Source organism: Rhizobium sp. R339 (genome assembly GCF_002211395.1).
In the GTDB taxonomy this organism is placed as follows: domain Bacteria; phylum Pseudomonadota; class Alphaproteobacteria; order Rhizobiales; family Rhizobiaceae; genus Rhizobium.
Genome location: NZ_LOKV01000029.1, coordinates 161,226 through 186,574, shown reverse-complemented (window position 1 = coordinate 186,574; position 25,349 = coordinate 161,226). Strand labels below are relative to the sequence as shown.

General features: G+C 60.0%; 29 protein-coding genes. 18 read left to right on the top strand and 11 right to left on the bottom strand.

The features are described from left to right. The first annotated feature begins 8 nt into the window (after positions 1-8). The 10 genes from ATY76_RS32680 (at position 9) to ATY76_RS32635 (ending at position 9,566) form a co-directional block, all read left to right on the top strand. Positions 9-2,465: a conjugal transfer protein TrbE gene (locus ATY76_RS32680; RefSeq protein ID WP_088678692.1), complete on the top strand. Its 2,457-nt coding sequence runs from the start codon at positions 9-11 to the stop codon at positions 2,463-2,465. Then, positions 2,437-3,240 carry a P-type conjugative transfer protein TrbJ gene (trbJ, locus tag ATY76_RS32675; protein WP_088678691.1) on the top strand — a complete coding sequence of 268 codons (804 nt, stop codon included), beginning with the start codon at positions 2,437-2,439 and terminating at the stop codon, positions 3,238-3,240. Before ATY76_RS32680 ends, trbJ begins: the two co-directional genes overlap by 29 nt. Next, a complete protein-coding gene (trbK, locus tag ATY76_RS32670; protein WP_088678690.1) occupies positions 3,237-3,437 on the top strand; it encodes an entry exclusion protein TrbK in 201 nt (66 codons plus the stop codon). The genes trbJ and trbK overlap by 4 nt, the downstream gene beginning before the upstream one ends. Beyond that, complete coding sequence (gene trbL, locus ATY76_RS32665; protein ID WP_088678689.1) at positions 3,431-4,606, top strand: P-type conjugative transfer protein TrbL; 1,176 nt, start codon at positions 3,431-3,433, stop codon at positions 4,604-4,606. Before trbK ends, trbL begins: the two co-directional genes overlap by 7 nt. A gap of 24 nt (positions 4,607-4,630) precedes the next feature. After that, the gene (locus tag ATY76_RS32660; protein WP_088678688.1) at positions 4,631-5,293 is read left to right on the top strand and encodes a conjugal transfer protein TrbF; all 663 of its coding nucleotides are present in this window, start codon (positions 4,631-4,633) and stop codon (positions 5,291-5,293) included. 16 nt (positions 5,294-5,309) lie between these two features. Continuing rightward, positions 5,310-6,122 (top strand): P-type conjugative transfer protein TrbG, encoded by an 813-nt coding sequence (trbG, locus tag ATY76_RS32655; protein WP_088678687.1) that lies wholly within the window; start codon positions 5,310-5,312, stop codon positions 6,120-6,122. 3 nt (positions 6,123-6,125) lie between these two features. Then, complete coding sequence (gene trbH, locus ATY76_RS32650; RefSeq protein WP_088678686.1) at positions 6,126-6,563, top strand: conjugal transfer protein TrbH; 438 nt, start codon at positions 6,126-6,128, stop codon at positions 6,561-6,563. 12 nt (positions 6,564-6,575) lie between these two features. Beyond that, positions 6,576-7,880, top strand: coding sequence for an IncP-type conjugal transfer protein TrbI (gene trbI / locus ATY76_RS32645; RefSeq protein WP_088678685.1), 1,305 nt, complete (start codon positions 6,576-6,578; stop codon positions 7,878-7,880). 162 nt (positions 7,881-8,042) lie between these two features. After that, positions 8,043-8,783 (top strand): LuxR family transcriptional regulator, encoded by a 741-nt coding sequence (locus ATY76_RS32640; RefSeq protein WP_088678684.1) that lies wholly within the window; start codon positions 8,043-8,045, stop codon positions 8,781-8,783. A 78-nt stretch (positions 8,784-8,861) separates the two neighbouring features. Then, positions 8,862-9,566 carry an autoinducer binding domain-containing protein gene (locus ATY76_RS32635; RefSeq protein ID WP_245310219.1) on the top strand — a complete coding sequence of 235 codons (705 nt, stop codon included), beginning with the start codon at positions 8,862-8,864 and terminating at the stop codon, positions 9,564-9,566. A gap of 3 nt (positions 9,567-9,569) precedes the next feature. Here ATY76_RS32635 and ATY76_RS32630 read toward each other — a convergent pair whose 3' ends face one another. Continuing rightward, positions 9,570-9,890 carry a transcriptional repressor TraM gene (locus tag ATY76_RS32630; RefSeq protein WP_088678682.1) on the bottom strand — a complete coding sequence of 107 codons (321 nt, stop codon included), beginning with the start codon at positions 9,888-9,890 and terminating at the stop codon, positions 9,570-9,572. 228 nt (positions 9,891-10,118) lie between these two features. On the opposite strand from ATY76_RS32630, the gene ATY76_RS32625 reads away from it, so the two are divergent. From ATY76_RS32625 to ATY76_RS32615, 3 genes are all read left to right on the top strand, one after another. Next, a complete protein-coding gene (locus tag ATY76_RS32625; protein WP_040140166.1) occupies positions 10,119-10,340 on the top strand; it encodes a helix-turn-helix transcriptional regulator in 222 nt (73 codons plus the stop codon). Between the two features lie 101 nt (positions 10,341-10,441). Continuing rightward, a complete protein-coding gene (locus ATY76_RS32620) occupies positions 10,442-11,074 on the top strand; it encodes a DUF433 domain-containing protein (protein ID WP_088678681.1) in 633 nt (210 codons plus the stop codon). After that, positions 11,071-11,448 (top strand): DUF5615 family PIN-like protein, encoded by a 378-nt coding sequence (locus tag ATY76_RS32615; protein WP_088678680.1) that lies wholly within the window; start codon positions 11,071-11,073, stop codon positions 11,446-11,448. The genes ATY76_RS32620 and ATY76_RS32615 overlap by 4 nt, the downstream gene beginning before the upstream one ends. 17 nt (positions 11,449-11,465) lie before the next feature. Here the strand turns inward: ATY76_RS32615 and ATY76_RS32610 are convergent, their stop codons facing one another. From ATY76_RS32610 to traA, 4 genes are read right to left on the bottom strand one after another with little or no spacing between them, the layout of a single operon-like run. Further along, positions 11,466-12,080 (bottom strand): TraH family protein, encoded by a 615-nt coding sequence (locus tag ATY76_RS32610; protein WP_088678679.1) that lies wholly within the window; start codon positions 12,078-12,080, stop codon positions 11,466-11,468. Between the two features lie 16 nt (positions 12,081-12,096). After that, the gene (locus ATY76_RS32605) at positions 12,097-13,260 is read right to left on the bottom strand and encodes a conjugal transfer protein TraB (RefSeq protein WP_088678678.1); all 1,164 of its coding nucleotides are present in this window, start codon (positions 13,258-13,260) and stop codon (positions 12,097-12,099) included. Next, positions 13,250-13,759: a conjugative transfer signal peptidase TraF gene (gene traF, locus ATY76_RS32600; RefSeq protein ID WP_040140158.1), complete on the bottom strand. Its 510-nt coding sequence runs from the start codon at positions 13,757-13,759 to the stop codon at positions 13,250-13,252. Before traF ends, ATY76_RS32605 begins: the two co-directional genes overlap by 11 nt. Before the next feature lie 53 nt (positions 13,760-13,812). After that, positions 13,813-17,124: a Ti-type conjugative transfer relaxase TraA gene (gene traA / locus ATY76_RS32595; RefSeq protein WP_088678676.1), complete on the bottom strand. Its 3,312-nt coding sequence runs from the start codon at positions 17,122-17,124 to the stop codon at positions 13,813-13,815. A 257-nt stretch (positions 17,125-17,381) separates the two neighbouring features. Between traA and traC the strand changes: the two genes are divergently transcribed. The 5 genes from traC (at position 17,382) to ATY76_RS32565 (ending at position 21,137) form a co-directional block, all read left to right on the top strand. Next, on the top strand, positions 17,382-17,678 hold the full coding sequence (gene traC / locus ATY76_RS32590) for a conjugal transfer protein TraC (protein ID WP_088678675.1): 297 nt from the start codon (positions 17,382-17,384) through the stop codon (positions 17,676-17,678). 4 nt (positions 17,679-17,682) lie between these two features. Next, positions 17,683-17,898, top strand: a complete 216-nt coding sequence (locus ATY76_RS32585; RefSeq protein WP_088678674.1) for a type IV conjugative transfer system coupling protein TraD — start codon at positions 17,683-17,685, stop codon at positions 17,896-17,898. After that, on the top strand, positions 17,891-19,867 hold the full coding sequence (gene traG, locus ATY76_RS32580; RefSeq protein ID WP_088678673.1) for a Ti-type conjugative transfer system protein TraG: 1,977 nt from the start codon (positions 17,891-17,893) through the stop codon (positions 19,865-19,867). The genes ATY76_RS32585 and traG overlap by 8 nt, the downstream gene beginning before the upstream one ends. Positions 19,868-20,234: 367 nt before the next feature. Beyond that, on the top strand, positions 20,235-20,678 hold the full coding sequence (locus ATY76_RS32570; protein ID WP_190233785.1) for a thermonuclease family protein: 444 nt from the start codon (positions 20,235-20,237) through the stop codon (positions 20,676-20,678). Positions 20,679-20,879: 201 nt separating this feature from the next. Continuing rightward, a complete protein-coding gene (locus ATY76_RS32565) occupies positions 20,880-21,137 on the top strand; it encodes a WGR domain-containing protein (protein ID WP_088678670.1) in 258 nt (85 codons plus the stop codon). Positions 21,138-21,171: 34 nt separating this feature from the next. Here ATY76_RS32565 and ATY76_RS33920 read toward each other — a convergent pair whose 3' ends face one another. The 6 genes from ATY76_RS33920 to ATY76_RS32535 all read right to left on the bottom strand — a co-directional run bounded on the left by ATY76_RS33920 (position 21,172) and on the right by ATY76_RS32535 (position 25,300). Next, complete coding sequence (locus tag ATY76_RS33920) at positions 21,172-21,345, bottom strand: hypothetical protein (protein WP_190233784.1); 174 nt, start codon at positions 21,343-21,345, stop codon at positions 21,172-21,174. Between the two features lie 330 nt (positions 21,346-21,675). Then, entirely contained in the window at positions 21,676-22,167 is a 492-nt protein-coding gene (locus tag ATY76_RS32555) for a hypothetical protein (RefSeq protein ID WP_088678668.1), read from the bottom strand. A 327-nt stretch (positions 22,168-22,494) separates the two neighbouring features. Beyond that, positions 22,495-22,659, bottom strand: a complete 165-nt coding sequence (locus ATY76_RS33915) for a hypothetical protein (RefSeq protein ID WP_190233783.1) — start codon at positions 22,657-22,659, stop codon at positions 22,495-22,497. Positions 22,660-22,981: 322 nt separating this feature from the next. Continuing rightward, positions 22,982-23,290 carry a DUF736 domain-containing protein gene (locus ATY76_RS32545; protein WP_088678667.1) on the bottom strand — a complete coding sequence of 103 codons (309 nt, stop codon included), beginning with the start codon at positions 23,288-23,290 and terminating at the stop codon, positions 22,982-22,984. 432 nt (positions 23,291-23,722) lie between these two features. After that, entirely contained in the window at positions 23,723-24,637 is a 915-nt protein-coding gene (locus ATY76_RS33520; protein WP_141105072.1) for a hypothetical protein, read from the bottom strand. Positions 24,638-24,766: 129 nt separating this feature from the next. After that, complete coding sequence (locus ATY76_RS32535; protein WP_088678666.1) at positions 24,767-25,300, bottom strand: hypothetical protein; 534 nt, start codon at positions 25,298-25,300, stop codon at positions 24,767-24,769. Positions 25,301-25,349: the final 49 nt, after the last annotated feature.

Sequence of the window (25,349 nt, the reverse complement as noted above, 5' to 3'; positions counted from 1 at the left end):
GGGCAGGCATGGTTGCTCTCAAACATTTCCGGGCCACCGGCCCATCCTTTGCGGATCTCGTTCCCTATGCCGGTCTGGTCGACAATGGCGTCCTCCTTTTGAAGGACGGAAGCCTGATGGCCGGCTGGTATTTTGCCGGACCAGACTCCGAAAGCGCCACGGATCTCGAGCGCAACGAACTGTCGCGGCAGATCAATACGATCCTGTCGCGTCTCGGAAGCGGCTGGATGATCCAGGTCGAAGCCGTGCGCATCCCGACGTTCGACTATCCGTCGGATGATCGTTGCCACTTCCCCGACGCGGTCACCCGCGCGATCGACGCCGAACGGCGGGCGCATTTCGGGCGCGAGCTGGGGCATTTCGAGAGCAAGCACGCGCTCATCCTGACCTATCGGCCGCTCGAATCCAAAAAGACGGCGCTCAGCAAATACATCTACTCGGACGAGGAGAGCCGAAAGAAAACCTATGCGGACACGGTACTGTTCATTTTCAAGAACGCTGTCCGGGAGATTGAGCAGTATTTCGCCAACACCCTTTCAATCCGTCGCATGGAAACCCGGGAAACCGTCGAGAGGGGAGGGGAGCGGGTCGCCCGCTATGACGAGCTGCTACAATTCGTTCGCTTTTGCGTCACAGGAGAAAACCATCCGATCCGGCTGCCGGATGCCCCCATGTATCTCGATTGGCTTGCAACTGCCGAGCTCGAGCATGGCCTGACGCCGAAGGTCGAAAACCGTTTCCTCGGCGTCGTGGCGATCGACGGACTGCCGGCCGAGAGCTGGCCGGGAATTCTCAACAGCCTGGACCTGATGCCGCTCACTTATCGCTGGTCATCGCGCTTCATCTTCCTCGATGCGGAAGAGGCGCGGCAAAAACTCGAACGCACCCGTAAGAAGTGGCAGCAGAAGGTGCGGCCGTTCTTCGATCAGCTCTTCCAGACGCAGAGCCGGTCGGTAGACCAGGACGCGATGACCATGGTGGCCGAGACGGAAGACGCCATCGCCCAAGCCTCCTCGCAGCTGGTGGCCTATGGCTACTATACGCCGGTGATCGTTCTCTTTGATCACGACCGGGAGGCCCTGCAGGAAAAAGCAGAAGCAATCCGCCGGCTGATCCAGGCGGAGGGATTCGGCGCGCGGATCGAAACGCTCAACGCCACCGACGCCTTTCTCGGCAGCCTGCCGGGCAACTGGTACTGCAATATCCGCGAACCGCTGATCAACACGAGCAATCTCGCCGATCTCGTTCCGCTCAATTCAGTCTGGTCGGGCAACCCGGTCGCACCTTGCCCGTTCTACCCGCCGAATTCGCCGCCGCTGATGCAGGTGGCGAGCGGTTCGACGCCTTTCCGGCTGAACCTCCACGTCGACGATGTCGGTCACACCCTGATCTTTGGGCCGACCGGCTCGGGAAAGTCGACGCTGCTGGCATTGATCGCCGCGCAGTTCCGGCGCTACGAACGCGCCCAGATCTTCGCCTTCGACAAGGGGAACTCGCTCCTGCCGCTGACGCTCGCCGCCGGCGGCGATCATTATGAGATTGGCGGCGACGCTCAAGAAGAGGCAAAGGCACTTGCCTTCTGCCCACTATCGGACCTGTCCAGCGATGCAGATCGGGCATGGGCAACAGAATGGATCGAGATGCTGGTCGCCCTTCAGGGTGTTGCCATCACGCCTGATCATCGCAACGCCATTTCGCGCCAGATTGGGTTGATGGCCAACGCAGCCGGCCGGTCGCTTTCGGACTTCGTCAGCGGCGTTCAGATGCGCGAGATCAAGGACGCGCTCTATCACTATACCGTCGACGGACCGATGGGCCAGCTTCTCGATGCGGAACAGGATGGTCTCTCGCTCGGTGCCTTCCAGACTTTCGAAATCGAGCAGCTGATGAACATGGGCGAGCGCAATCTCGTGCCCGTGCTCACCTATCTGTTCCGGCGGATCGAGAAGCGCCTCGATGGCTCGCCGAGCCTGATCGTGCTGGACGAAGCCTGGTTGATGCTCGGCCATCCGGTATTCCGCAGCAAGATTCGCGAGTGGCTCAAGGTACTGCGCAAGGCGAACTGCGCCGTCGTGCTCGCCACGCAGTCGATTTCGGACGCCGAGCGTTCCGGGATCATCGATGTCCTGAAGGAATCCTGCCCCACCAAAATCTGCCTGCCGAACGGCGCAGCCAGAGAGCCTGGAACACGCGAGTTCTATGAGGGGATCGGTTTTAACGAGCGGCAGATCGAGATTGTTTCGAACGCGATCCCCAAGCGCGAATACTACGTCGTCACCCCCGAAGGTCGGCGGCTGTTCGATATGGCGCTCGGTCCCGTGGCGCTCAGCTTCGTCGGCGCATCGGGCAAGGAAGATTTGAAGCACATCCGCGCCCTCAGTTCCGAACACGGTCGCGACTGGCCGATCCACTGGCTTCAAACGAGAGGAGTTCACGATGCCGCATCGCTGCTCAACGTCGAATAGATTGCTCGCTGGTCTGGCGGCCGTCGGATTGATGGCCGCCGGTGTCGTGCCCGCAAATGCGGGTACCGCCACTGGGGCCGCAACCGAGTGGACGCAGGTCCTCAACAATGGCGAGTTGGTTGCGCTGGTCGGAAAGTCCGGCGAGCAGATCCAGAATCAGCTCACCCAGATCAGCCAGCTCGCCCAACAGATCGAGACGCAGCTGAACATCTATCAGAACCTGCTTCAGAACACCGCGACCCTTCCGTCGCACATGTGGGGGCAGGTCGAAAGCGACCTCAATCAGCTGCGCAGCATCGTCGATCAGGGTCAAAGCATCTCGTTTTCGATGGGCAATGCCGATGACGTGCTGCAGCAGCGCTTCCAGAGCTATTCGAGCCTCAAGACCAACTTACCGGACGCGACAAGTTTTTCGTCGAGCTACCAAACGTGGTCCGATACGAACCGGGACACGATCGCCAGCACACTGAAGGCCGCGAGCCTGACGGCCGACCAGTTCGATAGCGAGGAAGGCACAATGTCCTCGCTGCGGTCGATGTCTGAGACCGCCGACGGGCAGATGAAGGCATTGCAAGTCGGTCACGAGATCGCTGCACAACAGGTCGCGCAGATGCAGAAGCTTCGCGGCCTCGTCTCCCAACAAATGACAATGATGGGAACCTGGCTTCAGACCGAGCAAACCGACAAGGATCTTGCCCAGGCGCGGCGCGAGAAATTCTTCAACGCCGAGGTCAAGAGTATTCCCGAAGGTCAGAAGATGGAGCCCCGCTGGTGAACCGCGCCGTCGTCATTGCCCTGTTGGCACTTGTTGCTGCTGTTTCATCTGCGGCGACGGTGCTGATGGTCAAATCCAGAGACACCACGAGACCCGCGCTCACCGAGGAACAACGCGCCGTCAGGGACAAATTCTTCGGCTCGATCAAGGAGCTGCCGCAGGTCAAGGAAGGCCAGGAGATGCGTCCAAGATGGTGAAACGTACCCTTGAACAATCGTTCCTGATCGCGGGCCTCCTTTGCCTCGTCTTTGCAACTCCCGCCTTCGCGCAACAGGGACAAGTCCTGACAGAACTAGAAAATCAGGTTTCGACCGCCGCGAAAGGGTGGGAGACCACCATCATGGACGCAGCGAAATCCCTGTTCTGGATCCTGGCGACCATCGAGGTGGGCATTGCCGCGGTCTGGCTGGCGCTCCAGGCGGCCTCCCTTGACAGCTGGTTTGCCGAGCTTGTCCGGCGCATCATGTTCATTGGCTTTTTCGCCTTTGTTCTCACGCAAGGTCCGACATTTGCCCGAGCGGTTGTTGACAGCCTCTTCCAGATTGGCGCCGGCGGCGGATCGGCGTCGCCCGCCGAAGTCTTCGACGCAGGCATCCGGGTTGCCTCGCAAATGTCGCAGCAGGCACAATTCGGCGTGTTCGAGGACAATGCGTTGGCGATCGCGGCTGTGCTGGCGATGGGCGTCGTTGTCATCTGCTTCTCGCTTGTTGCTGCGATTTTCGTGTCAGTCATGGTGGAGATGTACGTCGGCCTACTCGCCGGCATGATCATGCTCGGGCTCGGCGGATCCTCCTTCACTAAAGACTTCGCAGTCCGTTATCTCGTCTACGCCTTCAGCGTCGGAATGAAGCTCATGGCGCTGGTGATGATCGCAAAGATCGGATCAGAGGTCCTATTGGGCTTGGCGAATGCGCCAACGGCTTCCTCAGACCAGTTCGTCACGACGCTCGCCATCGCCGGGATCTCGGTCGTTGTCTTCATTATCGCAATGTACGTTCCGAACATCATTCAGGGTGTTGTTCAGGGCGCCTCGGTTTCCGGCGGAATGGAAGCGATCCGGCATGGTGGGCAGGCAGCCTCCTTTGCCACAGGCGCCGGGTTCCTTGGGGCGGGCGCGGCAGGGGCAGGTTTTGCGGCGGGTCAGGCTGCCCGAGCTGCAGGTTCATCCGTCGCTGGTGCGGCTCTTCGAGGTTTCGGCGCTGGGGTCGGGTTTGCGGGGATGGCCGCAGGCTCCGCGGCCAAGGAAAAGGCCATCGGTTCGCCAGGAGCGTACGCTGGTTCGATCCTCGGACTGGCCAACGCAAAGCTGGATCAGGCGCGCGGTGGGCACAGCGGACCAAAGCCACCTCCCGAACGCAAAGACTAACAGCAATCAGAAAGTGATCGATCGATGGCAGCGAACCGCGCCCCCGAAAACCCGTATCTTGCCGCGCGCCAGGAATGGAGCGAGCGATACGGTTCCTATGTGCAGGCGGCCGCCGCATGGCGCATCGTCGGCATCCTCGGTCTGACAATGGCCGTGATTGGCTTCGGATATTCGATGTATCTCAGCACGCAGGTCAAGCTGGTGCCTTATATCGTCCAGGTCGACAAGCTCGGCACGGCGGTGACCGCGGGCTTCCCCGAGCAGATCGAATATGCCGACGTTCGGGTGGTGCGGGCTACCCTTGGCAACTTCGTGACCAGCTTCCGCAGCATCACGCCGGATGCTGTTGTGCAGAAGCAGTATATCGACCGGACCTACGCGCTGCTTCGGACTTCCGATCCATCGACGCAGAAGATCAATGACTGGTTCCGGAGCAACTCGCCTTTCGAAAAGGCCAAGTCCTCGACGATCGCCATCGAGGTCAACAACATCGTGGCGCTGTCGAACCAGACCTATCAGATCGACTGGACCGAATACGAACGGGATCGCAAGGGCAAGGAAACCGGCACGCGCCGGTTCCGCGGTATCGCGACGGTGACGCTCACCGCGCCGCAGGATGAGGCCACCATCCGCCTCAACCCGATCGGCCTTTATGTCCGGGATTTCGACTGGACAGCGCAGCTTTAAGGCAGGGGATTACTCAATGCACAGAACAGGATTGATCGCAGCCGCCGGCTGCCTGGCCGGACTCGTCTTTGTCGGGGGTGCTGAGGCGCAGAGCATGACGACGAACGAGACGAAGGGCACGAACATTTCCCGGAAATGGCGTGGTACGCCCGGACTGGTCACGACCGGTCCCGATGGCAAGGTCATCTTCCTCTTTGGCGAAACGCAGCCGTCTGTCGTCTGCTCGCCGCTGCAGGTCTGCGACATCGAACTCCAGGGCGGCGAGATTGTGCGCGACGTTCTCGTAGGCGACACTGTGCGCTGGAAGGTGGAACCAGCGACCTCCGGCGCCACCGGCGGCCAGGCGATCCACCTGATCGTCAAGCCATCGGAAGCAGGTCTCATCACCTCGATGGTGGTCACGACATCGCGCCGCACCTATCACATCCAGCTCAAGTCCCATCCGAGCCAGTACATGGCCCGCGTCGGCTTCGAGTACCCGGAGGACGTTTCGACCAAGCTCGCCGATATCAATTCACGGCTTGAGACTGGCGGTATTCCCGGGGCGGCACCTGACAAACTGAACTTCTCTTACTCGGTGAGCGGGAGCGCGTCCTGGAAGCCGAAGCGTGTCTATTCGGATGGAGTGAAAACATACATTCAATTCTCGAAATCAGTCTCGAGCCAGGATGCACCGGTGCTCTTCGTCGTCAGCGGCGGTCAGAACCGAATCGTCAACTACCGGATGAAGAATGACATGATGATCGTCGACTATGCAGTCGACAAAGCGATCCTCGTCTCCGGCGTCGGATGGCGTCAGCAGAAAGTCACCATCAGGCGGGGAGGCTGAACCATGCGCAAGCTTCTTGTCATCGTCATCATCATCACCATTCTTTCAGGCTGCCAGACAGCAGAAGACGGATTGACCACCAGTTCGACGCCCGTTGCCGTCACCGGCCCGGCCGCAAGTGCCATTGCCGGCGACATGGCGAGCCGGCTCGCCGAACAGATCGGTCCGGATGGCGCGACAACGCTTAAAATGGAAAAGGACTCGTCGGACTTTGCAGCGGCACTGGAGGCGGCGCTGAAGGGATGGGGCTACACGGTCATCACCGACGGCAAGGTCGGAAAGGACGTGAAACCGGTCGAGCTCGCCTATTCGGTCGATGGTATCGACGGTCAGGTGCTCGCGCAGCTTTCAACGCAGTCGATTGTCCTTGGCCGGGCCTACACGACAACGGCAGCCGGCGCCACGCCGGCAAGCCCGCTCTCGATCATTCAGCGGAATTAAGGGGAGGCGGGTATGGTCCAATCGCTCCAGCTCGGCGCATCCAATCAGGCTGACGATCAGAATGGCATGCGCCGTCTCAATCGGTTGCCGGTCATTATCGCCATCGTCATCATCGCTCTGTTCGTCGGCGTGGTGGTGATCGGACTTTCATGGCGCGGGCTCCCCTTCAATCGGAACAACGATCTCGACAGTGCCTCGAATGCTCCCGCGACGAACTTCGGAGACCAGCTCAAACGCGGCGTCACGGACGGCATCATCGGCGAGCCGGTGGAACGTGAGGCGCTTCAGCCAACGCCCACCGTCGAACAGAAAGTCGAGAAGGAAACACCTGTTGTCGACCACCGGCCAACCGAAAGGGAAGAACGGCGGCCTAGGCTCGAATCCGAAGAGGAATGGAAAGCGCGCCTGAGGCGGGAGCAGGACGAGCAATATATCCGCGAGGCCCAGCGCCAAAGGATGGCTCGGCTGCAGGCGCGGGCAACGGCTTTGGACTCGCCATTGAAGGTGGATTTCTCCGATGTCGAGAAAACCGCCAACAACGCCACGGACGCGGGCAGGCAGACGACAGCGACAGCCAACAATGCCTCGGACCTCTACGCCGCCGCCATGAAATCTGGTCTCATGGGCGAGACCGTTGACCAAAATGCCCAAGGTTCGAAGGAGGACTTCTTCAATCAGGACATCAAGGATCTCGGCTATCTGCCGAACCAGGTCGTGCCGCAGATGTCGCCCTACGAGCTAAAGCGCGGCTCCGTCATTCCCGCCACGTTGATCACCGGCCTCAACTCCGACCTGCCGGGACGCATCAGCGCGCAGGTCAGTCAGAACGTTTATGACAGCGCCACCGGTTACCGGCTTCTCATCCCGCAGGGGGCCAAGCTCTTTGGCCGCTACGATTCCAAAGTCTCGTTCGGCCAGGAGCGCGTCCTCGTGGTCTGGACTGACCTCATCTTTCCGAATGGATCCACCCTGCAGATCGGCGGCATGGCCGGCACGGATGCCGAGGGATATGGAGGCTTCAAGGACAAGGTCGATCGCCATCTCTGGCGCACCTGGAGTTCGGCAGCCCTCGTCGCGTTGATCGGAACCGGGATCGACATGTCGATGCCGGAGAGTTCGACGCTTGCGACGCAGGAGACGGCATCCGATGCGGCCAGGCGGAATTTCGCGGAAAGCTTCGGTCGCGTCGCCGAGCAGACGATCTCGAAGAATCTGAATGTACAGCCGACAATTCAAATTCGCCCTGGCTACAAATTCAACGTGCTCGTCGATCAGGACATCATTTTTCCGCAAGCTTATCGACAGTCGCAACTGTAATGAGTTCTCTTATCATTGCAAATGCTCCAAAAAATACTCGCGGCGATAGCGGATGCCGCAGCATGTCGGCTTTTACCGCTCTCAGGGGTTGCATTTAGCGACTAGCTCAGCGATTCTATGGTCGCTAACCCGCAAACGATAATCACTGTTACGGAAAGAAGCATGCAGGAAAACGAGCATTCGACCACCTATCCCGACGCTTTCGGCGCGATGAAAAATGCGGCGACAGTGGCGGCCGCTTTGGATGAATTCCAATCGCACTATCCTATTGATTTCGTCACGTTTCATCTTGCGAGAACAATCGTCGATAACGTTGACGCTCCGTTTGTACGAACGACCTATCCCGATAGCTGGGTTTCACGCTATTTGCTCAACGATTACATAAACGTCGATCCAATCATTCGGGAGGGCTTTTCTCGACAGTTGCCTTTCGATTGGCGCGAGATCGATATTACCGAGACTGCGCAAGAGTTCATGGTCGATGCCGAGCTGCATGGGATCGGCACCAACGGAGTCTCTGTCCCGATTGTTGACAAATCGAGGCGTTCGCTCCTCTCGATCAACTCCCAGAAGAGTGATGAAGAATGGACGTTGATCGAGCGCCAATTTTTGCCAGAGTGGCTTGAGCTTGGATTTCTTCTGCATCGCAAAGCAGTGTTCGAACTCCACGGTGAGAACGATCCCGTACCTGCGCTCGGATCACGGGAAATCGAGTGCCTTCATTGGGCCTCGCGCGGCAAAGATAGCAAGGACATTGGCAAGATTCTGGGACTATCCGAGCATACGACGCGCGGCTACCTAAAAGCTGCACGCTACAAGCTGGGCTGCCCCACGCTGTCGGCCGCAATAGCTCATGCAGTACACCTAAACCTCATCACGCCTCACGTTGGTACCCCAAGTTAGGGGCATCGGTTCGGGGGATTTATCTCCTCGCATTCTCATCGCATGTTCGAACGACGGCACGAACATGGGAGAGTGAGATTGAATGACGCGTTGAGGAATTTGATCGATACCGTTGAGGCGTCGCAAGACGAGGTATCGATCAAAATGGCGTTGCGTAACTTTGGAGCCGCATTCGGGCTCGAGAAATACGCTTACCTCGAAGCGTCAGGCGCGGAAGTTCGCACATTCAACAACTATCCTAAAGAGTGGCAGGAAACATATTTATCGGGTCACTACTCACGTATAGACCCCGTTGTCACTGAGGCGAAGCGCCGACGTGAGGCATTTGGGTGGACTGCAGATAATTGGCCGGTGCGCGGGATGTCTGACCTTCGAAAGTTCCGAGAACAAGCCGTGGATCATGGGCTGAGGAGCGGCGTCACGATCGGGACCGACGGCAGCTTCGGCTCGCACCTGATGTTGACGTTTGCGACTTCCGAAGCAAGAACCGACTTGGTTGAAATGCAGCAGACATTCCAAGCCTTGCAAGCGTTGCTAGTCGTTCACTACCGGCTGCGGTTCATAGCCGCGAGGACACAGCTGGCGCCGAAGCGAACGCTATCACCGCGCGAAATGACGTGCTTGCTTTGGGCGACGAAGGGAAAAACTGCACCCGAAACGGCGATGCTTACCGGAATCAATGCTAGAACCGTGCAACACTATCTCGACAAGGCGCGTGAAAAGTTTGACGCCCAGTCCGTGCCGCAGCTCGTCGCCATTGCCAAGGATCGCGGCTTGGTCTGACGTTTATTCGTCACTCTCAAATGGCACGTCCGGAACGTAGCCGAGCGCGTCCAGGATCTCCGAGAGCTCCTCATGCTGGATTTCAGACTTCTTCTGACGCGCGATGTATTCGTTTTGAAGAGCTTGAAGCACCGAACCGGGAATCGACGGATCGTCGCTTGCGTGCGCCCACTCGTCATAAACGGCTTGGTCGGCTGCGAGGAGCCGACGGTGTTCGCGGATTGCCGAAATAGCCAGCGCCTTCAAGTCCGATTTTCGCGCTGAACTGTAACGAAGTTGTCTTCCATTTTTGTCGTCTGCGCCGGATGAGCTGGCGTCCTTCATCCCCGTCTCCTCAAATTGCATACTGTGACATCAAGACCCGAGGCTGCATACGCTCGCGATTAAATACCAGCTCGTCACAGGATGGGAGGGAGTTCATATTTTGAGCGCCTCAGCACGCGCACGAAAGGAGCTTTCTGCTGCTGCTGCATCAGCTTGATTCGTCAACGGAATGTCTTTGTAGAGAATACTCCGTGGTGAAATACTCTACAAGCCGATGCTCTCTCGATCATGGAGATTCGAGAGGTATTTGCACGAAATCTGAAAGCCGCGCGGCTCGCCAAGGGACTGTCGCAAGAAGAGCTTGCTTTTCGAGCAGAGATCGATCGTACCTACATCAGTTCCCTGGAGCGCAGCATATACAATGCGAGCATTGATGTGGTGGATCGCTTAGCAGCGATTCTGGAAGTAGAAGCGTCTGATTTGCTGAAACGATCGCCGGACAAGAAGTGAACCTTCCTTGCCGGCCTGACGAGCTCGTAAGATCGAAAAGATCGGTCGATCTTTACGGGGGACGTCACCTGCATTATATATTCTCCACAAGGAGAATGATTATGACCAGCACATCACACGCCTACACGCCCGCCGAGGCGGCGGCTGTCAGCGAGATCGCTGTGAAATCGGTGCACAATGCGATCGACAAGCGCATCATCGAGACTCATCTCGTTGGTAGCAGGGGTCGAGCACTCACCGATGAGGATTTGCTTCGGTTGAAGCTCTGGTACGGCGTCGGATCGATCTTGTCTGCCGAGCGCCGCAAGCGCTTATTCGATACGATCGACCAGAACCCGAATGCCGAAACTGTTAGGGCAGACGACTATCTCATTATCGACGTTGCGCGGGCACGAGAACAACTGGCCGCGCGGGCCGAGGCGCTTCGAGAAGCCGAACGACTGATTGAAAGCGTGAAAGGGGTCGTGGGCGGTGAGCCGGTATTCAAGAAAACCCGTGTTCCCGTGCGAACGATTGCCGCGATTAAGACCCAAGGCGCAAGTACAGCGGAAATCGTCGAGGGCTATCCTTCGCTCACCGAGCGCATGGTGGAACTTGCCGAGATCTGGGCTGCGGCCCATCCTGCCAGAGGACGTCCGCGGAAGCTTTCGGAGCAGGGCCTGAAGGTGAAATCCGTGAAGCGCCTGAGCCTTCGGAACGAAAACGTCTTCAAACCGTCTGGCTCGACCTCTTGAAATTTCTTATCGATGAATGCCTTCACACGTCTCTCGTGGCCGTGGCTCAAGCGCACGGCCACGATGGCTTCCATGTGAACTGGCTGGGACTGAGCGGCGAAGCAGACTGGGATCTGATGCCTCGGATCATCGAGGAGGATTTTACCTTCGTAACGAACAATGCTCGCGACTTCCGGAAGCTGTACGCGAAAGAGGAATTGCATGCGGGCCTGGTGATCATTGTCCCGCAGGTGCTTCCCGCGCAGCAACGAGAATTGTTTGCCCTCATACTGCAGGATTTGGCGGGAGAGCAGGCTATGGTCAACGAAGTCATCGAAGTGATCCTCGATGGCGAGGACGCTGTTCTCACGCGCTATTCGCTTCCGGAGGCATAGCGGCCTTCCCAAGGAGATCATTGTCCTCCAATCCTTGATAGGTCGATCCGCATTTCTGCCGATCCAACGCTTTCGCCTTTCTCGACGCTTTCAGTGTTTGCAGCCGCGGGCGGTATGTCCACGCTGGCCTTGCCCTGGTCTGCCGGCAACATGTTGTCGATCGTGACGCCTTTTCCGGGATTGTCCGCCTGGAAGACACTCACGCCCTCGAACTCTCCACTCTTCCAGGCATAGACGGCATCGTCGAAGATCTGGGGGAAGACGTCGTCGCTCTTCGGATTGCCGTACCACTTGGCAACGATCCGCAAGACCTTGGCGAACATCGCCGTTCCCTTGCGGAGGTTTTCGCAAGGATCGACGAGATCGGACTTCAGATCGGCGGCGTCCTTCACGCCAACGCCCGCCGGGTACTGCGTCAGGCCGACGCGAACGACAGCCTGGCCAACATACTGCCGGACGATCGCCATCGCTTCGTCCGGCAACGCCGCCTTCGGAACGAGGATCAACCGGCCCCCAGATTTGACAGTGACGGCAAGGGGATCGTTCGCGCCAGCGGCGGACACGAACTGCTCGACGATCGCGGGCTTCAGCGAGGGGTCGGCGCAATGTTGAATCAAGGCAGCATCGAGCATGAGGGCTCCTTGGCACTCAGGTGTTGAAGGAAAAAACGACGGGTTTGTCGAACAGGCGCGCCCAGGCTTGCGTGCTGGCGCGCTGGATGGCGACGATAGACGTCCCTTTGGTCCACCAACCGTTGCCGACGGCGATGATGACGTCCGGCTCCAGCAACATCGACTGCAGGACGGGCCAGACGATCAGCTGCTCGTAACAGATCAGTGGTGCGATGCGTCCGCCGGCAACGGTCACGACGGGGTTCGAAAAGAAGTGCGCCCGCGCGCCGCCACTTGCCCCAAGCAAGGGACGCCAAGGTTGCCACATCGAGCCTGGCACCGGCATACGTTCGCGATAAAGGAGCCGAGCGGCGTCACCAGAGATGGCGATCAGAACATTGTCGTATCCGCCCGCATCGATAACTTCCGCGCCGGCGATAACGGTGGCGTCAGTTGCCTGCAAAGCTCGCACCCATAGCCGCTCGACGGTCGGCGTCCAGAAGCCAAGAGCGCTTTCGGGAAGAACAATGGACCGGGCGCCACCGGATGTCCGATCCGTCACCGTGGCAATCAGATCACGGTGACGCTCAATGCTGGTGTCGCGCCCCAGCGATGCACCCATTTCGAGGTCGACCCCCTGCCAACCTTCCGGTAGTTTCGGTTCGTCCCAGGTTGCGGCGGACCAGATCCAAAAGCCTGCCAGGAGAATCGCGACAGCTGGCCACATGCGGGTTACGAGGCCCATGAGGCCGGCTGTAGCGGCAGCCAGTCCCCACCATCCCCATCCTGGAAACAGTACGCCTGCAGCGGCGATCGGATGAGCCCAGCCGGTGATGCCGAATGGCGGAATGGCCATCAGAACCGCTGCCAGGAGATAGCGACGCGGACGAGCACCCGTCTTCTTTGTCCAGAGGACGGTATGCACGATGACGAAGCCGGCGCACGCACAGAGCCAAAGCAATAATCCCGGCAAGAGGTCCGAGGAATAGAAGGTCGCTACGCCCTGCGGCAATCCCCGGGATGCGGCCAGGAAATAGCCGGCCGAGACACCCGCGGCCGTCCGCCTCGTTCGCGCAAGCGCCCAGAGAAACGGAAACGCGAACGCGACCGGGAGTAGCAGTACATAGCCACTCCATCCCACCGTTCCGGCGACGATCGAAACGGCAATCAAAGCGGTGGGCTGGAGCTGCTCACGGCGCATAGATGAGCACCGGTTGCGCCAGGCCAAGGATTCCAGAGGCGGGCAGGGGCCCGAAATAGCGGGAGTCATAGGAGCCCCTGAACCCTGAATGGAGATAGACGCTTTCGTCAGGCACGACTCCGCCGGCAAATGGTGTCATCGGCCGGCCGTTGCCGTCCCGATCTGCCAAATCGGAAGACGCGATCGCACGCCCATCGATCGTCACGCCGGCGCCGATTTCGACACGCTGCCCGGCGACTCCGATGACGGTCTTGATGAGCGGCGCGACGCCGCCCGGGCAGGTGCCGGCGCGGAGATAACCACGCTCTCTCGCCTCCCGCATTTCTGTCGTTTGCGGGGGGCAAATGAAGACAAGGTCCCCGGCAGCAGCCGGGCGATCGAGCGTCACGATACGCCAGAGACCGAGGGGTTCGCTCGGTGTTAGGTTGATGCGGAAACCGCCGACGATTGCGGCAGCAACACCACCGCCAACGATGGATGCCGCCAGGGCCAAAAGCATGACTGCGTGCGCCCTTTGAGCGCGTCGCGTCCCAAACGCAAACACGGATGTCTTCATTTGAGCGAGAGCCCCTGGCTCTTCGCCTGACGCAGGGTCTCCGCCTGTTTCAGCGCCTCGGTTGTGCGCTCATGCGCGGCGAGCTGCTGCACCGTCCGCATCGAATTCCACGCCGCTTGCACCTCAGCTTTCTGTCCGGCTGTCATTCCCGAAGTGACGGTGTTGAAGGTCTGCCCGTTGGGGTCCTTTGCAGCAAGCGACAGGAAGGTCCGCTCGCCGAACCGCTCCGATACCGCCTTGGCGAAACCCTCCAGTTCCGCCTTCACCATTTTGTCGGCGAGCGCATATCCGAGACCGGTGGGCAGATCGTTCCGGTCGATCGCGTCGCGAACGCGTTCCAATGTTTGTTTTGCGTTTGGCGACAGTGCGGGAATATCGATCGAGACCTTCAGGCGGACGGCACGTTCTTCGACCTCGAACTTGCGTTCCGCCTCCGCCTGCTGGCGCAGATAGCGCTCAAGATTGCGGGCCAACGCCGGCGCGTTCGTTTGTGCCTTTTCTCGCTCCTGCTTGTCGGCGCGGCTGGAGAGTATCCCGGTCTTGCCCTTCAGCGCGCCGAAGTGTTCGGGCTCCGATCCGATCTTGGCTATCGTTGACTTCGCAACGGTCTCATCCTTCAGCAACACGTCGACATTGACTGCCTTAAACGCGCTTTCCGGCTGGGCGTAGACGAGGTGGAAGCGGGTCGAGACCTCCTCCCATTGCTTCTTCAATCCTGGATCGGCGGCGACCTTGTCCTCGATCGCCTGGTCGACGGATTTGGCGAAGGTTGTGATGCCCGAGACCATCGGCTTTGCCTCCTTGATGTTGTTTTGACTTGGGGACTGCGCGGCGCCACGAACGAGCCCGAGCTTGCCGGCAACCGCAGCAAGGCGGGCACCGAGATTGGCAAGTTTTTGCTTCTGACTGACGACCCATTCCAGCCGGTCGCGAACCAGGGTCCGGGCGACGTTGACGAGATGCAGACCACGGGCTTCGGCAAAACGGAGCGCCTGGCGGTAGAAGTCACTTTTCTCGTAATCGAGAGTCGTTTCCTTCGCGTTCCTTCGCGACAGAATCGGGATCAACCCACCGTTCTTGGCGAAGGATCTACGACCGTAGTAGACGGCCAGGTCCTCACGATGACGGGTCATGGCGACATAGGTGAGATGGCGGTCGAGCGAAAGGGAGGCGAGCACCTTGACCTGGTCGACCGTCGCCCCCTGGCTCTTGTGGATGGTCGTGGCATAGCCGTGGTCGAGGTTGTCGTAGAAACGCTGTTCGACCACAACCTGGCGGGCATTCTCCCCATCGCCGATCCGCGCGGTGATGCGTCCCGGTCCCACTTCCACGACCTTCGCCAGCATACCGTTCTTGACGCCGAGCGATCCCTCGTTCTTCAGGAAAACGATCTGGTCGCCGACGGCAAAGTTGCGTTCGCCATCGGCGGTCTTGAACATGGTTCCCTGGTCGAGAACACCGCGTTCGATAAGCTTGATGCGCGCCATCTGGTTGAGCATGCGCACGTCGCGGCGCAGATGAGCGAGGATCAGCGACGTCTTTACCGGATCGTAATCGCGGTCCCAGGCGGTGATGAGGTTGTCGACCGCGTCGGCTTTCAGATCCGATCCTATTATCTTGCCGTTGGCGCGGTAGGCATCGAGCGCGCTACCGACCTTGCCGCGCGCGAGATCGAGCGAGGCGTCACGCATCCATTGCTGGCGCTGGCGATAGATGGTTTCGAGTTCGGCATAGCCGATCCGATCGGCAATGGCGCGGAAGGCGGCACCTGCCTCGATCGGTTGAAGCTGTTCGGGATCGCCGACGAGGACGAGTTTGGCGCCTGCTTTCGTCACCGCTTCGACGAACAGCGCCATCTGCCTAGATGACACCATGCCGGCCTCGTCGAGAACGAACACCGTCTTGCTATCGAGCTGATCACGGCCTTGGTTCCAGCGGAGCTCCCACGACGCAAGTGTGCGCGAGATGATGCCCGCTTCCTTCTCCAGGCCCTCGGCCGCCTTGCCGGCAAGTGCTGCGCCGACGACCCGGTAGCCGGCCGCTTCCCAGGCCTCGCGCGCCGCCTTCATCATCGTCGTCTTGCCGGCGCCGGCGCGGCCGATCACGGCAGCGATCCGCTCAGGTCCCGCCAGATGCTCGATCGCGGTTCTCTGCTCGTCAGATAGACGTTCATGACGCGCAAATGTCGCGGCCAGCACCGCATCGCGAACACCGTGCGACGACCGCCGGGACAGCCAGACCGCTCGATTGGCCATCTCGGCTTCGAGCCGGATCATCTCGCGGGTCGTGTACTTCGCCGGCACTCGGATACCGCTGGCAAGGTCGATCCGCTCGCGCTCGATGCGGAAGGTTTCGGGGCAGAGCAAGATCCGCACCATGAGGCTTTGAAACAGCGCCGCGTCGTCGACGTAACGGTGCAGGATCTTTGCGACGTCCCGTTCGTCAAAGACGCTCTTCTCGCGCATGATCAGCGCAAGCACGAGCTCGGGATTCCTGTCGATCCGCCTGACGTTTTCGCTCCGTCTCGCATCCTGCAATTCGAGGCGTTCCAGCTCGATCGGCTGGGCGGCACCGTCGGATTTCCGCTCGATCGCCTTCGTGCCGACGCCGAGATGGATGGTCGGCTCGAGATCGATCCCTTGCTTTTCAAAGGAGCGGCCATCGACGCGAATGTCGAGGCCGGCGAGCGCCAGATGCCGGTTCTGGCAGGCAAACCAGCCATCGCGAAACCCGTTGAAATCGTCGATGCTTCCGGCCCAGAGCTCATAGACGATTTTGCCGGCGTCGTTGCGGATCGGATTGCCATCCGGTCCTGTTACCGCGACCTTCTTGGCGCCGAAACCGTCCTCGGTTAGCGGCCGCAAGGTCGTCATGAGATGAACATGCGGATTGCCGGGCGCGTCGTGATAGACCCAATCGGCAACCATGCCCTTCGCGGTGATGTGCTGCTCGACGAAATCCCGCACCAGCGCGATGTTCTGCTCAGCGCTCAGCTCGATCGGCAGGGCGATTGTGACATCCTTGGCGAGCTGCGCGTCGGAGCGCTTCTCGAAATCTTCGACCTTGTTCCAGAAAGCCTCGGAGGCGCCGGACACCGAACTGTCCGCGATCATCGAGCGCAGCCATTCCGGCGCATCGACGGGAACAACGAACTCTTCGTGAAGCAGGCCCTGCTTGCGGGTGTAGTCGATCGTGCGCGCCTCACGCTCGTAATCCATCTTGGCGCAGTGGCGATAGGCCGCCGACAGGACGGCGCTGCGGCCGGAGCCACGAGCGACGACGCTGACGGAGAAATGGGGGACGGCCACGGCGGAATTCTTTCCCGGTTGCGAACGAAACCAATGAGTTCATCGAGAGCGGCAGGCCCGGCATGGGCCTCAAGCAAGGGCGTCGCGCCAGCGACGTATAATTGCGCCCTTCGGATCCGCTCCTTCGGAACGGCCGGGATCATTCACCAAACCTTGCGCTTTGGCGATTGTAGGATTCACAGTAGTGCGTTCCGCACTGACCTCCCTAAAAACTGGGTTCGAACGACAAGCGTTCTCACCCAAGGGAGACAGACGGAATGAAGAAGCCATCCTCAAAAATCCGCGACGAAATCGCCAAGCTCCAGGAGCAGCTCAAGGCCGCCGAGACCCGTGAGGCCGAGCGCATCGGCCGGATCGCCCTCAAGGCTGGTCTTGGCGAGATCGAGATCGAAGAATCCGAGCTGCAGGCAGCGTTCGAGGAACTGGCGAAGCGGTTTCGAGGAGGAAAGGCCGCTACGAACGGAGGGAAGAAGGGAGGTAACGCCGGCGAAAGCAGCGCACCGTCCACGCAGAACCCGTCTGGCGCGCCTGCGGGCGGGAATGCTGAGGCTTGAGCGGATGGCGCGCACCACCACGTCCGATGCCCGCAAGAAGGACACGCGGGAAAAGATCGAGCTTGGCGGCCTGATCGTCAAAGCCGGTCTTCGCTACGAGAAGCGCGCGCTTCTGCTGGGGGCGCTGATCGATTTGCGCCAGCGCCTCAAAGTCGACGAGATGGAACGAGCGCGGCTGATGGCGATCGGCGCGGAGGCCTTCGGGAAAGCCGATGAGTAGGATCATGCTCTTCATCGCGCCCGCCGCACTGATGATCCTGGTGACTATCGGCATGACCGGGATCGAACACTGGCTATCCGCCTTCGGAAAGACGGAAGCCGCCCGGCAGACGCTTGGCCGAGCCGGGATCGTGCTGCCGTATGTCAGCGCAGGGCTCGTCGGCATCGTCTTCCTGTTTGCGAGCGCCGGCGCGATCAGGATCAAGACAGCAGGTTGCGGCGTCATCGCCGGCGGTGTGGCGACGATCCTGATCGCCACACTTCGCGAAACGATGAGGTTGTCTGCACTCACCGATAAGGTTCCGGCGGGAAAGTCCCTTCTCTCCTATGTCGATCCGGCGACTCTGATCGGAGCCGGGGCGGCGGCGATGGCCTCATGCTTCGCGCTGCGCATCGCGCTGGCCGGCAATGCGGCATTCGCCAGAGCCGAGCCGAAGCGCATCCGCGGCAAGCGGGCGTTGCATGGCGAGGCCGCCTGGATGACGCTTGCCGATGCCGAAAAGCTGTTTCCGGTGACGGGCGGTATTGTCATCGGCGAACGATATCGTGTCGACAAGGACAGCACCGCAGCGCGCTCGTTTCGTGCCGACAACCCGGAGACATGGGGCGCCGGTGGCAAGTCGCCGCTGCTCTGCTTCGACGGCTCCTTCGGTTCGTCGCATGGCATCGTGTTTGCCGGTTCCGGTGGCTTCAAGACGACGTCGGCGACGATACCGACGGCGCTCAAATGGGGCGGTTCGCTGATCGTCCTCGACCCGTCGAACGAGGTGGCGCCGATGGTCTCGGCCCACCGGACGAGCGCCAACCGGGACCTGCTCGTCCTCGACCCCAAAAACCCGGGGACAGGTTTCAATGCGCTCGACTGGATCGGGCAATTCGGCGGCACCAAGGAAGAGGATATCGCGTCCGTCGCCTCATGGATCATGAGCGATAGCGGCGGCACGCGTGGTGTGCGCGATGATTTCTTCCGGGCCTCGGCATTGCAATTGTTGACGGCGATGATCGCCGACGTTTGCCTGTCCGGCCATACGGAGAAGGAAAACCAGACGCTGCGCCAGGTTCGCGCCAATCTCTCCGAGCCGGAGCCGAAACTGCGCCAACGGCTGCAGGAAATCTACGACAATTCGGAGTCGGATTTCGTGAAGGAGAATGTCGCAGCCTTCGTGAACATGACGCCCGAAACCTTCTCCGGCGTCTACGCCAATGCGATCAAAGAAACCCACTGGCTGTCGTATTCGAACTATGCCGCGCTGGTTTCGGGCAAGACGTTTTCCACGGCCGATCTAGCCGATGGGAACACGGACGTGTTCATCAACATCGATCTGAAAACACTGGAGACGCATGCCGGTCTTGCACGCGTCATCATCGGGTCGTTCCTCAACGCGATCTACAATCGCGATGGTTCGATCAAGGGCAGAGCCCTGTTCCTTCTCGATGAGGTGGCGCGCCTCGGCTACATGCGGATCCTGGAGACCGCGCGCGACGCCGGCCGCAAGTACGGCATCACGCTTGTCATGATCTATCAGTCGATCGGGCAGATGCGGGAAACCTATGGCGGTCGTGATGCCGCCAGCAAATGGTTTGAGAGCGCGAGCTGGATCAGTTTCGCAGCCATCAACGATCCGGAAATAGCGGAGTACATCTCGCGCCGCTGCGGCACGACGACAGTCGAGATCGACCAGGTCAGCCGCAGTTTCCAGGCGAAAGGATCCTCGCGCACACGTTCAAAGCAACTCGCCGCGCGAGCACTGATCCAACCGTATGAGGTGCTTCGCATGCGCGCCGATGAGCAGATCGTCTTCACCGCGGGCAACGCGCCGCTCAGATGCGGTCGCGCCATCTGGTTCCGGCGCGACGACATGAAGGCTTGTGTTGGGACGAACAGGTTTCACGGGCTCAGCAGCAAGCCCGAAGTCACTGGGATCGAGCCGGCGCGCAGTGCAACGAGCAAGGTCGATTCAGAAAGATGAAGAGTATCGGAGAAATCAGCATAGCGGTCGCACGAAGGGCGGGATTTCGGGAATTCTCGTCGTGCGAGAGCGGGAAACAGCGCAGCCGCAGGAGCCTCAACATAGTGGCCCGCAGGGGAGGCGGGACCGACTGCGCCCTGCGCCTCGCACACCGCATGGAGGCACCTTGTCCGTAAACGCAGATGAAACCGAAACCAAGTTAGGTTGAGACGGACAGGAGAGGACTAGGGTGACGAAATCGAATGTGATCCCGTTCAAAAAGCCGAGAAAGCCTGGCAGCAGGAATGGTCGGAACCGCTGGCAAGGAAAGTCACCGCGATCGGGACCGAGCCGCCGGCGCAAACCACTGACGACGATCCTCTGCGCCGTGATCATTGCTACGGGAGGCTGGCTTGCCTTCGGGAACGTTGACAACTTTCCCGGGCTTGTAGCTGCGGCCAGGATACCAACAACGGATTCCTCGTCGGGGGCATTTTCATTCTGCGGCCCCGATCGCCACGTGAACTGCGTCGTCGACGGCGACACGTTCTGGTTCCAGGGAGAGAAAATCCGCATCTCGGATATCGACACGCCGGAGCTCAGCCCGCCGCGCTGTGAGGCGGAACGGATCAAAGGCGAGGCGGCAAAGGCGCGCCTCCTGGCGCTGTTGAACGCCGGCAATTTCTCGCTGGCGGCCGGCTGGCGCGACGAAGACAAGTATGGCCGCAAGCTCCGGACCGTAACACGATCAGGACAATCGCTCGGCATCACACTTGTCGAGGAGGGCCTCGCCAGGCGCTGGGACGGTGCAAGACACGGATGGTGCGGCTGAGGCGCCGCGAGAGGATCGTCACCCTTGAGGCGGAGACCGCGTGCGGGCTCCGTGAGCACCGCGAATAGAGCCGTGCGCCGAAGGCGTCTCGCCCAGGCCTGTCACGACCGTTCGCATGTCATCACCGTTATGAATCGATCTGCGTCGACCGATTCATAAGTCTCGTTGGACGCGATTCCCGCTATCGGCGATTCTGGTCTCATGATCGCGCAACCCTACCATCTCTATGTCGAACGCACGGACGCAGCAAAGAACATGGCGCGCTACTATGCGATGTCGATCGAGCCGAACTTGTTCGGGGATGTCTGCCTGATGCGAAAGTGGGGTCGCATTGGCGCAAAGGGTCAGATGATGGTCCATCATTTCGGACGGGAAGAAGAAGCCGTCGAACTGTTTCTCGATCTGCTCCGACAAAAGCGAAAACGCGGTTACCGCCCGCGCGCCTCCGTGGCGAGTTGAGAAAGCCCCGCCGAAGCGGGCCGTGCCCAGCACGTCATCGGCGCCGGTTCCAGTCGGTTTCGAAGGACACCTCGATCTCGACGAAGAACGGGATCTTAATCGCGAGCTTCAGGCCGAGCTTTCCCTTGCGAAAGAAGTGGCTGATCACTTTGCCAACGGCGCGGAGTCGGCGGCCGGTGGCGGCGAGGAATTGAGCGAGCTGTTGCATGGTATTTCTCCTTTCGAATTGCGGTCATCGCGGGGTGAGAGCGCAGTCCGGAAAGGAGGGATGCACCTGACAAGGCCGAAACGAATGTGGAGGACCTGGCGGCGGCTGAATTTTGATCCGCAAGGAGCAGCAAGGCGGCGGGGAAAATTCTGTTGCCGCCAGGTTGCGTCCCGACGAACGGGCTGCATCATCCCCGATGACAGATGACGGAATGTCGAAAGGAAGAGGCTCAACTGGTCGTTCTCGCCATCATTGCGATGGTCTCGCAGGCATCTCAACGAAGGACCGCTCTCGCAGCCATCCGGATGGTCGAGCCCGCCACAGCATTGATTATGATGCTGGGCACCTGATGTAGCTGACGCGGGAGGCGCCTACCGCAATACCGGTTTCGCGTGTGATATCCTTGATGATCGGCGCGAGTGAGCCGAGTTCGTCGTCGGTGAGCGCAATCAGTTCGGGATAGTCGATGTCGACGCCGGTATGGTCCGCCGTCAAAGCGCTGGACCAATCGCCGCCGTTGATGCGGTATTCGTGCGTGTCGAAATCGATGTCGAGCTCGTCCAGGAGAGTGATGGTGAAACGCCCGAAGATCTCGGTCTCACCTTCCAGCCGGTACGTGGCAAATCCGTCGTCGCCGGCAAGAATGCTCCGCTCCAATGCCATGATGGTCCGGATACGACCCGCAGCTGCCTCGAGCCCTTCGAGCAGTCGCTCATGGAGCTTTCGCAAGACGTCGGTTTCGCAGCCGAAGCGGTTTGCCAGGACGACGAGCCGGAAACCGGAAAGCTTGGTGTAGAGCGCAAGGTTCTGGTCAGATGTCATTGTGTGATCTCCTTCATCTTGATGACGGAGATCGGCCACTCCGTGGCAAAGAGGGGTCAAGGATCGCGGGACGCGGCTCGCAAGCGGGGGAACCGATTTTTCTGAGAAGCGCAGCGGCGGAAAAATTGGGGGAGACCGCGCCGTCCTTGACGCCGGATTTGCTGGAGTAAACTGGGACGTCAGAGAGAGAAGAGACCCACGGCCCCGCGGGGGGCGTGACCGTATCCGGCGCGAGCCGGCGGGAGTGTCGAGGGATGAAGTCCCTGACAGCCGGAAGGCCGGTCGATCCGGCCGCCAGGCTCATATTCCAGTAGAATGAGAGCCGCCTCAGAAAGGCGGCTCGGCTTCGATGATGCCGTCCTGTTCGGCAAGCGCCACGGCCAGATCGGCCTCGGCGAGCTGAAGCTCCGCTTCGACCTGGCGCCGCTGGACGGCATCGCAGGCGTTCCTCAACTCAGCGCGCAGTTCCTCGATGTGCTGTTCGATGGTCATCGTCTCATCTCCTTGAGTTCGTGAAAGACGAGACGGCGGGGCGGGAAGAGATGACGGGGTCAAGGAGCGCAAAAGCGACCGGCGGAGCCGGCGAGTGGGGGTGCCGATTTTGTTGGAGCGGAGGGAACCGGAGCGGAGGCAAAATTGGGGGAAACCGCTCGTCCTCGAGGCCGGCATTTCTTCCCGGCACGATAGCATCCACTGAGCAGACATATTCCGGTTCCGCATCGCACCGAAAAAGCCGTCGGCAGGCTCGATGCCTGCCGCCGGCTTGTCCTTGTGGCCGGTTGGCCCCGCCTCGGCGGCGGGGCCTGTCCAGATCTCAGTCCCGGTTGGGGCGGGACCAGATCAGCTGGTAGCCGTCCTCGCCCTCGACCTCGGTGAGCGTCGCGTAGATCGGGGCGGGGAAGCTCGGGTCGTCCAGCTTGACCGAGAGGTAGTCTCGGTCCTGCTCGGAGCGCTTCTGCCAAGCGGCACCCAGCTCGACGTTGCCGGCGTAGATGCGGTAGTGCGGGCCCTTGTCGGAGGGGTTTTCGATGCGGGCGATGCGGGCCTTGACGTTGAGGGCGAGGGTGCGGATCGAGCCGTTGAAGCCGGCTTCGGAGGTGGTGAAGGTGCCGATGGTTGCCATTGTCGTATTCCTTTGCTGTTTCGGGCCGCGCCCATCGCGGCCTCGATGGCTGTCGCAAGGATCGGGGACGATCGGACCGCACCCCCGGGGTCCCCGTTGCGCCTGCGCAATGGGGTGGCTCGTAGGGCCGGAATGAAATGGAGGGCGGCCAGGAAGAACTTTGTTGATCCGCGAGGAATGGGCGCACCGCGCTCAGGGGAAGAAAGTTTTGGAAGGCCGTTGCGGGAGGACGATCGAGGCGAAGCCGGTTTTCGATCAGACACGCCTCATCGAGCCCGCGAAGGACGTGGCCTGGCTCCAGGGCCAAGGGGATATGGCGATGGCAGCTGCGCCCCGACTGCCTGCCGGATCCTGCCGTCATCAAGGGAACATCCGTACACGACGCTTGCCGCCCCCGTAGCAAAAATCAGGATTTCCGCGACACGGGTCTCGTTACCACTCCCGCCATTCGGCGGTGATATCTTCATCATCCGGGAGGCTGAAGCCCGACGCCCTTACGACCGCGTCGATCAGGACACCAAGTTCGTCGCGCTCCAGTGTTTCGATCATCCCGCTTCTGCCGTGGATCTCATTGATCGCAAGAACGATGTCCTTGACCGCTGCCTGGATTGCCTGCGCATCCCGCTGGCTGGTTGCGGCCTTCACCGTGTCGATGAACGCATTCAGCGCCGTTTCAGCCGCGGCGATATCGGCCTCGTTGAAAAGCTCGTCTCCCTCGGCCATGGACTCCCGCCAGCGCTGCGTCGGCATCTGGACCCGCAATGCTTCGACTTTATCGATATTTCCAGGCATGATCTTCTGCTTGGGCAAGGACGCCTTTCGGCGCGTGGCCTTGAGCATGGTGCGGTCAGCCTGCATCAGATAAACCGCCATCAGCCGCAAGTCGGAGTCATATTTTGCGATCGCGACTATATTGCCGACAGCATATGAGTGAACGAAGCGTTCGGCTGAATATTCCGGCAGCGTGCTGCTCTTGCCTTCTCGAAACGGGCCCGTCCCGAGCTTCTCGGCCACGATGTCGCTGCTGTCTCCGAACGTCAGACCGAATGGCAACGCCGACGAATAGGCGCGTTGCACTGCCCTGATCGCATCCGGCCCGGTAAATGACAGGCGAGAGACGATCCTCTCCTCGCCGTCCGACAGGCGTCTTGACCGCACCTCTTCGAATTCGGCAATGTATGCGGAAAGGCTTTCCACCTGCAGACCGAAACCGCTATCGAAACCGCCGAAAAATCCCATCTCCGCATTCGTACGAAAATCGATAGGGTCAAGCTTCTCGTGATGGGCAAGATAAGACTCGACAACTGGGTCGGCAATGCTGCGGCCAAGTATATCGAAATGATCCATTCTCTGCCTTCCTTTCACAGTATTTCTATCCAACATGACCTTACGGTCATTGTGACGTCGAACGAGTTACGTCCGCTTATGGCAGATACCGTTGAAAAACTCCGACGAGCGGGTGTTGAGATTAGATTGCTATCCGTTAACCTGTACGCGACCCCCTTCGATAACGACATGGCGGCCTTGAAGCTCGACAAAGCGCCAATCCTCACCAAGTGAACCATCCGGGAAAACCTGCAGGCGGTAACCACCTGACAGCAAGAAGTCGGCCCCGCCATAGTTGTCTGTGTTAACGGCTATGACGACGAGTTGCTCTGTGGCGTTCACGAAGGAGTTTGTCTCCGCGTCGTAGCCTTTCAGCAGAGATGCAATTTTGATGAGCTGTAAGTTTCCCGATTTAGGGTCGTCATCGTTTGGCTCCGTTCCTTCAGCCGGCTCGACGAAACGATCTGATGTCCCTGTGACTATTGTCTTCTCGTCAACGAAGCGCCACGGGCATTGAACATGCAGTGCATAGGCCCCGACAGTCCCTCTGCCTGAGGGATGCGGTCGAATGGTACCAAAATGGAAAACCTTCATGTCCGCAGCGTTGCGGGCAATGCTTAATGGCAGCCCTACCAGTAACTGAAGGCAGTTTTCGAGGCTGACTTGAATATCGTTTTCGGCCATCAAATTGAAACTCGGCTAAATCAGAAAAAAGACGCGCTCGTTGACGGCC

Excerpts from the sequence above, each read along its gene's own strand:
- ATY76_RS32680 (WP_088678692.1), top strand. The coding sequence starts at position 9 with ATGGTTGCTCTCAAACATTTCCGGGCCACCGGCCCATCCTTTGCGGAT.
- trbJ (WP_088678691.1), top strand. The coding sequence starts at position 2,437 with ATGCCGCATCGCTGCTCAACGTCGAATAGATTGCTCGCTGGTCTGGCG.
- trbL (WP_088678689.1), top strand. The coding sequence starts at position 3,431 with ATGGTGAAACGTACCCTTGAACAATCGTTCCTGATCGCGGGCCTCCTT.
- ATY76_RS32660 (WP_088678688.1), top strand. The coding sequence starts at position 4,631 with ATGGCAGCGAACCGCGCCCCCGAAAACCCGTATCTTGCCGCGCGCCAG.
- trbG (WP_088678687.1), top strand. The coding sequence starts at position 5,310 with ATGCACAGAACAGGATTGATCGCAGCCGCCGGCTGCCTGGCCGGACTC.
- trbH (WP_088678686.1), top strand. The coding sequence starts at position 6,126 with ATGCGCAAGCTTCTTGTCATCGTCATCATCATCACCATTCTTTCAGGC.
- trbI (WP_088678685.1), top strand. The coding sequence starts at position 6,576 with ATGGTCCAATCGCTCCAGCTCGGCGCATCCAATCAGGCTGACGATCAG.
- ATY76_RS32640 (WP_088678684.1), top strand. The coding sequence starts at position 8,043 with ATGCAGGAAAACGAGCATTCGACCACCTATCCCGACGCTTTCGGCGCG.
- ATY76_RS32630 (WP_088678682.1), bottom strand. The coding sequence starts at position 9,890 with ATGAAGGACGCCAGCTCATCCGGCGCAGACGACAAAAATGGAAGACAA.
- ATY76_RS32625 (WP_040140166.1), top strand. The coding sequence starts at position 10,119 with ATGGAGATTCGAGAGGTATTTGCACGAAATCTGAAAGCCGCGCGGCTC.
- ATY76_RS32620 (WP_088678681.1), top strand. The coding sequence starts at position 10,442 with ATGACCAGCACATCACACGCCTACACGCCCGCCGAGGCGGCGGCTGTC.
- ATY76_RS32610 (WP_088678679.1), bottom strand. The coding sequence starts at position 12,080 with ATGCTCGATGCTGCCTTGATTCAACATTGCGCCGACCCCTCGCTGAAG.
- ATY76_RS32605 (WP_088678678.1), bottom strand. The coding sequence starts at position 13,260 with ATGCGCCGTGAGCAGCTCCAGCCCACCGCTTTGATTGCCGTTTCGATC.
- traF (WP_040140158.1), bottom strand. The coding sequence starts at position 13,759 with ATGCTTTTGGCCCTGGCGGCATCCATCGTTGGCGGTGGTGTTGCTGCC.
- traC (WP_088678675.1), top strand. The coding sequence starts at position 17,382 with ATGAAGAAGCCATCCTCAAAAATCCGCGACGAAATCGCCAAGCTCCAG.
- ATY76_RS32585 (WP_088678674.1), top strand. The coding sequence starts at position 17,683 with ATGGCGCGCACCACCACGTCCGATGCCCGCAAGAAGGACACGCGGGAA.
- traG (WP_088678673.1), top strand. The coding sequence starts at position 17,891 with ATGAGTAGGATCATGCTCTTCATCGCGCCCGCCGCACTGATGATCCTG.
- ATY76_RS32565 (WP_088678670.1), top strand. The coding sequence starts at position 20,880 with ATGATCGCGCAACCCTACCATCTCTATGTCGAACGCACGGACGCAGCA.
- ATY76_RS33920 (WP_190233784.1), bottom strand. The coding sequence starts at position 21,345 with ATGCAACAGCTCGCTCAATTCCTCGCCGCCACCGGCCGCCGACTCCGC.
- ATY76_RS32555 (WP_088678668.1), bottom strand. The coding sequence starts at position 22,167 with ATGACATCTGACCAGAACCTTGCGCTCTACACCAAGCTTTCCGGTTTC.
- ATY76_RS33915 (WP_190233783.1), bottom strand. The coding sequence starts at position 22,659 with ATGACCATCGAACAGCACATCGAGGAACTGCGCGCTGAGTTGAGGAAC.
- ATY76_RS32545 (WP_088678667.1), bottom strand. The coding sequence starts at position 23,290 with ATGGCAACCATCGGCACCTTCACCACCTCCGAAGCCGGCTTCAACGGC.
- ATY76_RS33520 (WP_141105072.1), bottom strand. The coding sequence starts at position 24,637 with ATGGATCATTTCGATATACTTGGCCGCAGCATTGCCGACCCAGTTGTC.
- ATY76_RS32535 (WP_088678666.1), bottom strand. The coding sequence starts at position 25,300 with ATGGCCGAAAACGATATTCAAGTCAGCCTCGAAAACTGCCTTCAGTTA.